This is a genomic window from Streptomyces sp. SAT1 (assembly GCF_001654495.1).
Classification (GTDB): Bacteria; Actinomycetota; Actinomycetes; order Streptomycetales; family Streptomycetaceae; genus Streptomyces; species Streptomyces andamanensis.
The window spans coordinates 2458835-2471301 of the sequence record NZ_CP015849.1 but is presented as its reverse complement, the minus strand read 5'-3'; the positions used below and the strand labels follow the sequence as shown (position 1 = coordinate 2471301).

At 74.6% G+C, this 12467-nt stretch carries 7 protein-coding genes, 1 tRNA gene and 1 pseudogene; 6 read left to right on the top strand and 3 right to left on the bottom strand.

The window, feature by feature from the left end; all coding sequences use genetic code 11:
* Positions 1–82 precede the first annotated feature (82 nt).
* The gene (locus A8713_RS10710; protein ID WP_064533211.1) at positions 83–364 is read right to left on the bottom strand and encodes a chaplin; all 282 of its coding nucleotides are present in this window, start codon (positions 362–364) and stop codon (positions 83–85) included.
* A 277-nt stretch (positions 365–641) separates the two neighbouring features.
* On the opposite strand from A8713_RS10710, the gene A8713_RS10705 reads away from it, so the two are divergent.
* The 3 genes and pseudogenes from A8713_RS10705 to A8713_RS34180 all read left to right on the top strand — a co-directional run.
* Positions 642–2156, top strand: a complete 1515-nt coding sequence (locus A8713_RS10705; protein WP_064533210.1) for a helix-turn-helix domain-containing protein — start codon at positions 642–644, stop codon at positions 2154–2156.
* 265 nt (positions 2157–2421) lie between these two features.
* Positions 2422–5622: a M28 family peptidase gene (locus A8713_RS10700; protein WP_064533209.1), complete on the top strand. Its 3201-nt coding sequence runs from the start codon at positions 2422–2424 to the stop codon at positions 5620–5622.
* A 207-nt stretch (positions 5623–5829) separates the two neighbouring features.
* Positions 5830–6229 (top strand): annotated as a pseudogene (locus A8713_RS34180) (IclR family transcriptional regulator); the annotation flags it as partial.
* Positions 6230–6353: 124 nt separating this feature from the next.
* Here A8713_RS34180 and A8713_RS10695 read toward each other — a convergent pair.
* Together A8713_RS10695 and A8713_RS10690 are read right to left on the bottom strand one after the other, a co-directional pair.
* The gene (locus tag A8713_RS10695) at positions 6354–6902 is read right to left on the bottom strand and encodes a potassium channel family protein (RefSeq protein WP_443069707.1); all 549 of its coding nucleotides are present in this window, start codon (positions 6900–6902) and stop codon (positions 6354–6356) included.
* A gap of 229 nt (positions 6903–7131) precedes the next feature.
* Positions 7132–7207 (bottom strand) — tRNA-Arg (locus A8713_RS10690).
* A gap of 321 nt (positions 7208–7528) precedes the next feature.
* On the opposite strand from A8713_RS10690, the gene A8713_RS10685 reads away from it, so the two are divergent.
* The 3 genes from A8713_RS10685 to A8713_RS10675 all read left to right on the top strand — a co-directional run bounded on the left by A8713_RS10685 (position 7529) and on the right by A8713_RS10675 (position 12262).
* On the top strand, positions 7529–9151 hold the full coding sequence (locus A8713_RS10685; protein WP_064533208.1) for a dynamin family protein: 1623 nt from the start codon (positions 7529–7531) through the stop codon (positions 9149–9151).
* Between the two features lie 3 nt (positions 9152–9154).
* On the top strand, positions 9155–11491 hold the full coding sequence (locus A8713_RS10680; protein WP_064533207.1) for a GTPase: 2337 nt from the start codon (positions 9155–9157) through the stop codon (positions 11489–11491).
* Between the two features lie 255 nt (positions 11492–11746).
* Positions 11747–12262: a single-stranded DNA-binding protein gene (locus A8713_RS10675; protein ID WP_064533206.1), complete on the top strand. Its 516-nt coding sequence runs from the start codon at positions 11747–11749 to the stop codon at positions 12260–12262.
* Positions 12263–12467 lie beyond the last annotated feature (205 nt).

The following is a 12467-nucleotide window of genomic DNA, read 5'->3' as shown; positions in this document are numbered from 1 at the left end:
AGCCCCGGCGCTCGAGGTGCCGGGGCTCTCCTTGCGGGTCCGGTGCGGACCTTGCGGGTCCGGTGCGGACGGGCGGGCGGTGTCAGCCGCCGTAGGCGCCCGAGCCGTCACCCTGGGCGAGGTGCCCGATGTTGGCGCAGGTGTTGCCGAAGGCGGGGTTGAGGACGCCGATGACGTCGATGGTGTTCCCGCACAGGTTCACCGGGATGCTGACCGGGACCTGGATCGTGTTGCCGGACACGACGCCGGGCGAGCCGACAGCCGCCCCCTCGGCACCGGCGTCCGCCATGGCGAGACCGGCTCCGCTGATCACCACGGCACCCGTGCCGAGAGCGACGGCAGCCGCCTTCGCGATGCGAGACATCACGTTCTCCTAACTTGCTCGGTGAGTGCGGCAGCAGGACGCGCGGCCGCACTCCCCCTTCAACGCGACCGGCCCGCCCGGGTCACGGCGTATCTCCCCGGATCACCCGTTTTGAACAGCGTGGATCCGGCCGGGGTGCTGGTAGAGACCAATTCGACTGCTGTTTGGCCAACCCGATTGACGCGGTGGCGGCGGCTCCCCTGTGCTGTCCGGTAGCGGGAAGGCGAAGTCCGGGTGTCACACGGCAGAAGGCGCGAGCCTCGTCCGGGGAGGGGCCATGTCCGTCGAGACAGTGCAGGCGTGGGGCGAGTTCGGACGGCGGTTGCGGTCCCGGCGAAGACAGGCCGGGCTCACCCAGTTGCAGCTGGGGCTGCGGGTGGGCTACCACCACACCCTCATCAGCAAGCTGGAGAGCGGGCTGCGGGAGCCGCCCGCCGGTCTGGTGCGGCGGCTCGACGCGGTGCTGGAGACCGGGGGAGAGCTGGCCGCGCTCGCCGCCGCACCGCGCGAGGCGCCACCGGCGGCGGACCGTCCGCCGCTGGACCGGAAGCTGTTCGGGGCCATGCCCGGGGCGGACGCGCCCGGCTCCGGTGAGGCGCCGGACCCCCGACTGTGGCCCGCGGAACTGCCCGCCGAGGGCCTCGCCTGCCCGCTGCACGGCACGGCGGGCTGCGCGGTGCCCGACCTGGGGGAGTTACCGGAGCTGCTGGCGGTGCTGGCCGCCCTGACCGGCCGCTCCCCGGGCGCGGCGGGCATCGGCCCCCGCACCGGCGCGGCGGGCGCGCGGGGTGCGGCGGCGGCCGCGCGGGCGCGCGGGACCGGGACGGGCACGGGCGCGGAGGCGGAGCTGCTGCACGCCCTGACCGCTGTGCTCGCCTGTCTGATCCGCGAGGCGTTCCACCGGACCACCGCGGACTCGCTGGCCACCGTCGAGCGGCTGCTGCGCTCGGTGGTGCGCTGGGCCGAGGAGGTCAACGCCACGGGCCGGCTGCCGTACGGGCAGCTCCGGCTCGCCGCCCAGTACGCCCAGGTCGCCGGGCGGCTGCGGATGCAGCGCGGCCAGGGCGGCATCGGCATGGCCTGGTTCGGGCACGGCCTGGGGTGGGCGGACGCCGTGCACGACGCCCCGGCGCGGGCGACCCTGCTCAGCGACATGTGCACGCTGGTCCGGCTGGACGAGGACCCCGGCTCGACACTGGCGTACGCGCAGGCCATCGGCGCGGTGGATCCCCGGCGGCGCTGGGTCGCCACCCTGTCCGGCCTGTACCAGGCGCGCGGGTACGCCCTCGGGCACGACGCCGCCGAGTGCCGGCGGCACATCACCGCGGCCCGCCGCGGCTTCGCCCGGCTCGGCCGCCGCGACCTCCTGGAGGCGCCCTGGCTGGCGGGCGCGGAGGGGGAGATGCGGGTGGAGTCGGCGATCGGCGGCGCGCTGCGCGACCTGGCCGCCGCGACCGGGGACCGTACGACGGCCCGGCGCGCCGTCGAGGCCACCGCGCGCTCGCGGGCCCGGCTGCCCGAGGTGATGCGGGCCACCCATCTGCTGCTCACCCTGCGGCTGGCCGACGGCTGGGCGTGCGCGGGCGATCCGGGGGCGGCGGTCGCCGTGGCCGGTCCGGTGCTGCGCGAGGCGGTGGCCGCGCGCGAGCTGATGATCAGCGCCGAGCTGCGCGGACTGCACGGCAGGCTCTTCGGCCGCTGGGGCGATCTCGCGGAGGTGCGGGAGTACCGCGAGCGGCTGCTGGCGGCGGACGCGGCGGACGCGGCGGAGACGACGGGGTCCCGTCTCTGAGGTCGTCGTCTCTGAGGTCGTCGAGGGGCCCGTGGTGCCACCGGTGGACGCCGGGCCGGCGGGGAGCGCGGCCGGTTCGCGCGCTTGCCGGATTTTGACAGGTCTGGACCACGGGCCGGAAACCGTTGACCCGGCCGCGGGTCGATGTGAGGGTTCGGCCGGTCCAGACCATGGCATGTCACCGTCACCCCGTTCCGGATTGACGTGCCCATGCTCTGGGGGCGACGGCCGGACAAGGGCCGCACACCTCTCACAAGGAGCCGCGATGCTGAGAAAGATGGCAGTGGCCGGGATATCCCTGGCCGTGACGCTCGGGGGGGTGGTGGTGCCGGCCTCGTTCGCCGCGGCGGCGCCGGCTTCCGCACCCGCCGCGGGCACGCCGGAGCAGACCCCCGTCGCGAAGGCCGTGGCCGCCGCCGACCAGGCCGTGCGCAGCGGCCTCGACGCGCTCGCCAAGGGCCCGGACGAGCAGTACGACCGCCGGCAGGTCACCCCCTGGGTGAAGGGCCTGTACTCGGTCGCCTATCAGCGCACCTACGAGGGCCTGCCGGTCGTGGGCGGCGACGCGGTCGTCCTCGCCGACGGCACCGGCACGGTCCGCGGCGTCCAGTCCGCCACCCGGGCCCGGATCTCCGTCTCCACCGAGCCCTCGGTCACCGCCTCCCGGGCGGCGGCGGCCAGCCGCGCCCGGCTCGCGCACGTCGACAAGGCGGACGCCCCGCGCCTGGTGGTCCGGGTCGAGGACGGCACCGCCGCCCTCGCCTGGGAGACCGTGCTGACCGGGCGTACGGGCACGAACGTGCCCAGCAGGCTGCACGTCTTCGTGGACGCCCGGACCGGCAAGGTCCTCGGCACCCACGACGAGGTGCACGCGGGCACCGGCAACAGCAAGTGGAACGGCCCCAACCCGCTGACCATCGACACCTCCCGCTCGGGCAGCAGCTATGTGCTGCGCGACACCACCCGCCCCGGCCTCCAGTGCTCGGACTACAGCGGCGGTGTGTTCACCAAGTCCACCGACAGCTGGGGCACGGGCAACCCCACGAGCAAGGAGACCGGCTGCGTCGACGCGATGTTCGCGGCGCAGAAAGAGTCGGACATGCTCAAGAACTGGCTCGGGCGCAACGGCCACAACGGCAACGGCGGCAGCTGGCCGGTCAAGGTCGGCCTCAACGACCTGAACGCCTACTGGGACGGCTCCACCGTCACGATCGGCCACAACAGCGCCAACGAGTGGATCGCCGGGATCGACGTGGTCGGCCACGAGTTCGGCCACGGTCTGGACACCTTCACGCCCGGCGGCGACAACCACGAGAGCGGCCTGGGCGAGGCGACCGGCGACATCATGGGCGCCCTCACCGAGGCGTACGCCAACGAGCCGTCGCCGTACGACACTCCCGACTACACCGTCGGCGAGATGATCAACCTCCAGGGCCGCGGCCCGATCCGCAACATGTACAACCCGAGCCTGGTCAGCAACAACCCGAACTGCTACTCGGCGTCGATCCCCTCCACCGAGGAGCACGCGGCGGCCGGCCCACTCAACCACTGGTTCTACCTGCTGGCCGAGGGCTCCAACCCGGGCGGCGGCAAGCCCTCCAGCCCCACCTGCAACAACTCCACCGTCACCGGCGTCGGCATCCAGAACGCCGGCAAGGTCTTCTACGGCGGCATGCTGCTCAAGACCAGCGGCATGACCTACAAGCGCTACCGCACCGCCACGCTCACCGCGGCCAAGAGCCTGGACTCCACCTGCGGTCTGTTCACCGCAACCAAGGCCGCCTGGGACGCGATCAGCGTCGGCGCCCAGTCCGGTGACCCGACCTGCCAGATCGAGCAGTCCGACTTCACGCTGGCGCTGAACCCGGCCACCGGCTCCGTCCAGGCGGGCGCCTCCGCGCGCACCACCGTGGGCACCACCGCCGTCGGCGGCGCCCAGCAGGTCACGCTGACCGCCTCGGGCGCCCCCGCGGGCGCGAACGTCTCCTTCAGCCCGGCGACGGTCACCTCCGGCGCCAGCTCCGCCATGACGGTCACCACCGCGGCGTCGACGCCCGCCGGGACGTACCAGATCACCGTCACCGGCAGCGGGGGCGGCAAGACCCACACCGCCCAGTACACGCTGACGGTCGGCGGGGGCGGCACCGAACCGGGCACCCCGCCCGACATCGACGTGGCCAAGGTGCAGGCGCACCTGGCCCAGCTGAACACCATCGCCACGCAGAACGGCGGCAACCGCCGCTCCACATCCGCCGGCTACCGCGCCTCGGTCGCCTACCTCAAGGACAAGCTCCAGGCCGCCGGCTACACGGTCACCGAGCAGACCTGCACCTCGGGCTGCACCTCCGGCGCGGGCAACAACCTGATCGCCGAGTGGCCCAAGGGCGACGCCAACAACGTGTACATGTTCGGCGCCCACCTCGACAGCGTGTCCGCGGGCCCCGGCATCAACGACAACGGCTCCGGCTCCGCGACCCTGCTGGAGAACGCGCTGACCCTGGCGCAGACCAACCCGACCATGAAGAACCGGGTCCGGTTCGCCTGGTGGACCGACGAGGAAGCGGGTCTGAACGGCTCCGACTTCTACGCCCGTTCGCTCTCCGGCACCGACCGCTCCCGGATCAAGGCGTACTACAACTTCGACATGGTCGCCTCGACCAACGCGGGCTACTTCGTCAACAACCTGAACTCGGCGGCCTCGGCCCCGATGAAGGCGTACTGGGACTCGCTGGGCCTGGCCCCGCAGGAGAACGTCGAGGGCCAGGGCCGTTCCGACGACTACTCCTTCCAGCAGGTCGGCATCCCCACCTCGGGCTACGCCACCGGCGCCGACGCGGTGAAGTCCTCCTCCGAGGCCGCCAAGTGGGGCGGCACCGCGGGCCGTTCCTACGACTCCTGCTACCACTCCTCCTGCGACACCACCAGCAACATCAACGCCACCGCGCTCAACCGCAGCGCGGACGGTGTCGCGTACACGATCTGGAAGACCTCCGTCGGCGACACCCCCGTGCCGGTCAACGACTTCTCGATCTCCGCGAACCCGGCCACCGGTACCGTCCAGCCCGGTTCCTCCGCCTCGGTGACCATCGCCACGGCGACCACCAGCGGTGACGCGCAGACCGTACGGCTGTCGGCCTCCGGCGCCCCGGCCGGGGTGAGCGTCTCCTTCAGCCCGGCCTCGGTGACCTCCGGCCAGTCCGCCACCGCCACCGTCCAGGTCGCGGCGGGCACCACGGGCGGTACGTACACGCTGACCGTCACCGGTGCCGGCGAGGCCACGCACACCACCACCTACACCCTGACGGTGCCCGGCGGGGGCGGCGGGACCACCTGGCAGCAGGGCGCCACCTACCAGGCGGGTGACGTCGTGACGTACAACGGCGTCAGCTACCGGTGCCTCCAGGGCCACACCGCCTACCCGGGCTGGGAGCCGCCCAACGTCCCCGCCCTCTGGCAGCCGGTGTGATCGGCGGGGGTCCCTGTGATCCCGGGCCGGTCCGGGCCGGTCCGGGCCGATCCCCGGCTGATCCCGGGCTGATCCCGGGCTGATCCCCGGCCCGTGGGGCGGACCGTCCGTCCCACGGCAGTGCCCGGTCGCCGCACCGGGTGAGCCGAGCCCCGGGCCCCGGTCGTCCCCTCCCGTCATCCGGGGGACGGCCGGGGCCCGGTCCGTGTGCGCAGACTGGAGGACGGTTCCTTCGTCCTGGGCGAGCGGCTGGGCGCGCCGCACGAGGAGAGCCGGACGCAGGCGCGGCTGAGCCGGACCCGCCCGGTGCTCGGTGCCCTGCGCGACGACCTGTCCGCCGTGGCCTGCCTCACCTTCTACGAGGACGGTGAGATCCGGGTGGCGGAGGTCGTCGACGGCCCCCGGGCGCCGCGCGCCGAGCTGTGGGTGGGCTTCGAGAACGCCGGGCACGCCACCGCGCTGGGCAAGCGCGTGCTGCGCAAGTGCGTGCTGCGCGAGCTGGACGACGAGGTGCGCGGCGAGTACCTCTCCCAGCCTCCGTCGGCCGACCTCCCCCCCCCGGGCCGTCACCCGCCGCACGGAGCCGCTGCGGCGGCTGGACGCCTCCGGGTGGCCTGCGCGCCGTCCACGCCTTCCACGGCACCGTCGCCGAGGCGACGCGGCACGCGCCCCCGAGGGTCCCCGAGGGCAGCGGTCTGGCCAGCCGCACCACCGGGCGTGAGGGGCTCCGCTCACGGCCGGTCGTCGGGACGCCCGGCGCCCCCCTTCTCCATGAGCATGCGGACGCGTCGGCTGAGAGCGGCCCCCGCGGCGGTGAGGAAGACGAAGGTGTAGAGGATCTGGAGCACGGTGACGACCCGCGCGGACTGGCCGTGCGGGGTGATGTCGCCGTAGCCGATGGTCGCCAGGGTCACCAGGGTGAAGTAGAGGGCGTCCACGCGGGTGCTCAGCCCGGTGATCTCGCCCGGATGCCGGGACAGGACGTAGTACCCGCCGGCGAAGACCAGCACGGACAGGGCCATCAGGACCGGGATGGCCAGTCCTGGCCGGGTGTCCGGCTTGTCGGTGAGCACCTCGTGGATCTGCCGCAGGATCAGCGCCGCCACCGCGGCGAGCACCAGCACGAACACCGTCCAGCTCAGGACCGGGCGGTGCGGTCCGAGCCCGTCCAGGGGCAGCAGGAAGTAGACGGCGACCAGGGATCCCACGAAGAGCCCCGCGCCCGCCGGGACCACGGCCCGGTGCCAGGACCCCGCCCGACCCGAGCCGTCGTCCCTCACGCTCCGCCTCCTCCCGTACGGCGGCCGTACGGATCTCCGGTGCGGGCTCCAGTAAAGAACGCGGGCGGGCGGGGCGCATGTCGGGTGCGTGTCCGGGCCTGGGGCAGCCGGAGGGGGGCGGCATGACGGCGGCCGGGAAGCGGGGGAGGAAGGATCGGTGAATGGCGGATTCCGGGGCGGCGGTGCGCCCGTGATCCGTGTATGCGCCGCCGGTCCGACAGGATGTCGGTGGCGCCCCCGGCAGGACTCGAACCTGCGGCCAAGCGCTTAGAAGGCGCCTGCTCTATCCACTGAGCTACGGGGGCCTGGTGGGTGGCTCTCGCCGTGGTGCCGCCCGTGCGGGCCGCTCCGTGACGTCGCCGGGGACAAGGATAGGGCTCCCGCGTCCTTGCCCCTGTCGCTTCGCCTCCGTGGCTCGATGTGGAGGTTCGGTGAAGCGGTCCTGATAATCGCAGGCAGGTGCGAATCGCGCATCGCTTTTGGTGCCTCGGGCACCGGGTGTTGTGCACTCGTTATGCCTGGCCTGTGCCGTCGCCCCAGTCGTCCGTTCCATCCCTTGTGTTCCGTCGGCGCGCAGACATGCTCATATGCTTCAGAATTCCCCTAAAATTGGGCATTCTTCGCATGTGGTGACCTTGGACGTACGGCCTCAGCTGCTCGAAGCACTCTCCGCCCTGCGCGACCGCGTCGCCGCCGCACGCTTCCCGCTGCCGCTCGCGGGGGCCCCACGCGCGCGTGCCAACCGCGACGAACTGCTCGCCCAGCTCGACGACTACCTGGTACCGCGGTTGAGGGAACCCGACGCGCCGCTGCTGGCCGTCGTCGGCGGATCCACCGGCGCGGGCAAGTCCACGCTCGTCAACTCCCTGGTCGGGCGGCGGGTCAGCGAGGCGGGCGTCCTGCGGCCGACGACCCGGACGCCGGTCCTGGTGTGCCATCCGGAGGACCATCACTGGTTCAGCGGCATGCGCGTCCTGCCCGACCTCGCGCGCGTGTGGGTGCCCCGCCAGGACCCCGCCGCCACGGCGCTCGGCGACGAACTCCCCCCGACCGAGGACGATCCCGCGCGCGTGCTGCGCATCGAGACCGTGGAGACGGTGCCCCCGGGCCTCGCCCTGCTCGACGCGCCCGACATCGACTCCCTGATCGCCGAGAACCGGGCCCTGGCCGCCGAGCTGATCTGCGCCGCCGACATCTGGGTCATGGTCACCACCGCCGCCCGCTACGCCGACGCCGTCCCCTGGCACCTGCTGCGCACCGCCAAGGAGTACGACGCCACCCTCGTGACGGTCCTCGACCGGGTCCCGCACCAGGTCGTCTCCGAGGTCTCCCGGCAGTACGGGGCGCTGCTCACCAAGGCCGGCCTCGGCGACGTACCGCGCTTCACGGTGCCCGAGCTGCCCGAGTCCGCCTGGGGCGGCGGACTGCTGCCCGCCACCGCCGTGGCCCCGCTGCGCACCTGGCTCGTCCACCACGCCCAGGATCCCGCCGCCCGCCGCTACGCGATGGGCCGCACCGCCCACGGCCTGCTCGACTCGCTCAAGTTCCGGATGCCCGAACTGGCCGGCGCCGCCGCCGCGCAGCACTCGGCCGCCCTGCGGCTGATCTCGGCCGTCGACAGCGCCTACGACGGCGAGCACGCGCGCGTGCGGGGCCGGTTGCAGGCGGGGACCGTGCTCGCCGGGGACGCCCTGAAGCGGTGGCGCGCCTACCCCCTGGACTGCACCGCGGGCGAACTGCTCGACGCGCTCGTGGAGAGCCTCGGCGCGCTGCTGCTGTGCGCCGTGACCGCCGCCGACGAGCGCGTCGACGACGCCTGGCGGCGCGAACCGGCCGCCACCGCGCCCGGACTCGCCGACCGCGCCCCCGCCGCCGAGGGCGCCGAGCACCGCATCGGTCTCGCCGTACGGCGCTGGCGGCGCGAGCTGGAGGAGTACGCCGAGGACGAGGTGCGCGAGCTGGACCGCAGCGTCGCTCCGGACCCCGAGGTCGTCGCCGCCCTGGCTGCCACCGGGCTGCTGGGCGGCCGCCGGGGCCGGTCCGCGGGGGAGGGGCTGGCCGAGCGGATCGGTGCGCACGGCGCCCTGCGGCTGCGCGACCGGGCCGGCCGGCTGCTCGCCGACTACCTGGACCGGGTGATGCACACCGAACGGGAACGCCGGCTGGCTCCGCTCGACGCCCTGGAAGTGCACCCCGAACCCCAGGCCGAACTCATCGCCGCGCTGTCCGTACTGCTGAAGGAGAGGTGACCGGTGACCGCCGTCACTGATCAGGACCGAACGGAACACACCGCACGCGCCCCGCGCACCGGCCGTGCGGAGCACGCCGACGCCGCGGAGGGCGCGGAGGGTACGGAGGGCGCGCAGGGCGCGGCGGGGCCGGGCGGGGGAGCGGGCCCGGGTGCGGGCGCGGTGTCCAGCGGCAGGTACGGGGCGCGGGACGCGCCGGGGCGGGAGGCCGGGCGGCCCGGTGCGGGGCGGCCCGATCCGGGCCGGGGCGAGGCCCGTGGCGGCAGTGGCGGTCGCGGTGGCAGCGGTGGCGTCGGCGGGGATGGTGGCAGTGGTGGCGTCGGCGGGGGTGGTGGCGGTGTTCCGGCGGGCCGGTCCGCCGAAGCCGCCCCGGCCGGTGAGGGCAGTGGCGGCGGCAGGGAGGACAGGGACGGTGCGGACAGCAGGAGCGGCGCGGACGGCAGGACCGCCGCCACCGCGCTCGCGCGGCAGGCGAGCCGGGACGAGCGGTACGCGCGCGGGCACGACGACGAGCGGCACGCGCGCGTGAGGGACGACGAGACGCACGCGCGCGTGCGGGACGACGACCGGCACCCGCACGGCAGGGAGGGCGACGCCCCGGGCCGCGGCGGCGCCGACGGGTCCGGGTCCGGGGCCTGGGACGACGGGCTGATCGCGCGCCGGGTCACCGAGACCGGCACCGGCACGGGCACGAGCGCCGCCGACCTCGTGCACGTGGACCCCCGGCCCGCCCGGACGCTGCCCGTGCCGCCGCTCGCCTACGACGGGCCGCTGCGGTCGCGGCTGGACGCGCTGCGCGAACTCGTCGGGCTGTCCCGCACCCGGCTGGACAGCCGCACCCTCGCCGAGGCGGGGCGCGTGCTCGACGAAGCGGCGGCGCGCCGCCGACTGTCCGGGCAGCACACCGTCGTCGCCCTCGCGGGCGCCACCGGCAGCGGCAAGTCGCAGCTGTTCAACGCCCTCGCGGGCGTGGCGATCTCGGAGACGGGGGTGCGTAGGCCGACCACCGCCGCCCCCATCGCGTGCAGTTGGAGCGACGGCGCCGCGAGCCTCATCGACCGCCTCGGCATTCCCGGCCGGCTGCGCAGGCGCCCCGTGCAGGGCCCGGACGCCGACCCGCAACTGCGCGGCCTGGTCCTGGTCGACCTGCCCGACCACGACTCGGCCGCCGTGCAGCACCGCGAGCACGTGGACCGCATCCTCGGGCTCGTCGACGCGGTCATCTGGGTCGTCGACCCGGAGAAGTACGCCGACGCCGTCCTCCACGAGCGCTATCTGCGTCCCCTCGCGGGCCACGCGGAGGTCATGTTCGTCGTCCTCAACCAGGTCGACCGGCTCCCCGGCGAGGCCGCCGACCAGGTCCTCGACGACCTGCGGCGGCTGCTCGACGAGGACGGCGTAGCCCTCGGGGAGTACGGCGAACCGGGCGCGACCGTGCTCGCCCTGTCCGCGCTCACCGGGGACGGCATCCCGGAACTGCGCGAGTCGCTCGGCCAGTTCGTGGCCGAACGCGGGGCCGCCGCGCGCCGGGTCGCGGCCGACGTCGACGCGGCGGCGGACCGGCTCCGGCCGGTGTACGACACCCGGCGGCGGGCCGGGCTGAGCGAGGAGGCGCGCGAGGAGTTCGCGGCCCGCCTCGCGGACGCGGTGGGCGCCACCGCGGCGGGCGAGGCGGCCGAACGCGCCTGGCTGCGCAACGCCGGGCGCGCGTGCGGTACGCCCTGGCTGCGGCTGTGGCGCTGGTACCAGGACCGGCGCGAGCCCCCCACGGGCCGGCTGCCGGTGCGCGCGCAGCCCGACGAGGAGGCCACCGCGCGCCAGCGCGTCGAACAGGCGGTGCGCACGGTGGCCGAACGGGCGGCGGCCGGACTGCCCGCGCCCTGGGCGCAGGCGGTGCGCGAGGCCGCGGTGCGCGGGGCCCAGGGGCTGTCCGAGGCCCTGGACGAACTCGCGGCGCGGGCCGGTCTGCCCCCGGGCCGTCCGCCGCGGCCGGGCTGGTGGCCCGCGGCGGTCATGGCGCAGGCGTCGATGACCATCCTCCAGGTGGTCGGCGGCCTGTGGCTGGTTGGCCAGATCGCCGGTGTCCTGTCCCCGAACCTCGGTGTGCCGGTGCTGCTGATGATCGCCGGGATCGTCGGCGGCCCCATCGTGGAGTGGAGCTGCCGCATCGCGGCCCGCGGCCCGGCCCGCAGATACGGGCAGGAGGCCGAACGCCGGCTGCGGGAGGCCGCCGCGGGGTGCGGACGGGCCCGGGTGCTGGATCCGGTGGCGTCGGAACTGCTGCGGTACCGGGAGGTGCGGGAGCAGTACGCCCGGGTGGCGGGGGCGAGCGGGCGGTGAGCGGGCGGTGAGCGGAGTCCTGGCGGGGCCGGAAGGCACTCGGTACCCGATCGGGTGAGCGGGTTGTCCACAGGCGGGCGGTGCTCCACAGGGCCCGGCGGACTCGTCCCGGCGGCGGCAGTCTGGTGCCGCGGCGATCGCGACGGAAGCGGTCGGCGCGGCGAGCCGCAGCGGATGCGGCGGACGCAGCCGTACGGGACGGGCCCGTGCGGGTGTCCGCCCGGACCGGAAGGCCGGGCGAGGGAGGGACAGACGATGAACGAGACGACGGTCTGCGTGGTCGGCAACGTGGCGACCCAGCCGGTGTACCGCGAACCGGCCGCGGGCGCCTCGGCGAGGTTCCGCCTCGCGGTCACCGCGCGCTACTGGGACCGGGAGAAGAACACCTGGACGGACGGCCACACCAACTTCTTCACGGTGTGGGCCAACCGCCAGCTCGCCACCAACACGATGGCCTCGCTGAACGTGGGCGACCCCGTGCTCGTGCAGGGCCGCCTGAAAGTACGGACGGAGACCCGCGACGGCACCAGCAGGACCTGGGCCGACATCGACGCCACGGCCATCGGCCACGACCTGGCGCGGGGTACGTCGGCGTTCCGCCGCTCGGGCCGCCCGGAGCAGGCCGCGCCCGCGGAGCCGCCGCGCCCCGAACCTTCTTGGGAGACCCCGGATCCGGCACCGCGCGCACAGCCACGACAGCGATCGGGTCCGGAGCCGCAGGAGCGTGAACAGGGCCGGGAGCAGGACCGGGAGCCGGCCGCGGTGGCATGACGGCAGGCCGCGGCCCCCGGCCCCGCCGAGGTCCGTCCGGGCCCGCCCTCCGCCCGCGAGCCGGGTTGATTTGTCGATAAGCCCTGCTCGTCGGCGGTGGCGGCGATAACGATTCCGATTCGGATCGGGCCCCTGACGACCTGACAGCAAGTGCCGGTGCGAGGGGTCCTTAGGATGCCGAACGTAGCTCATGGGCTTGGAGATT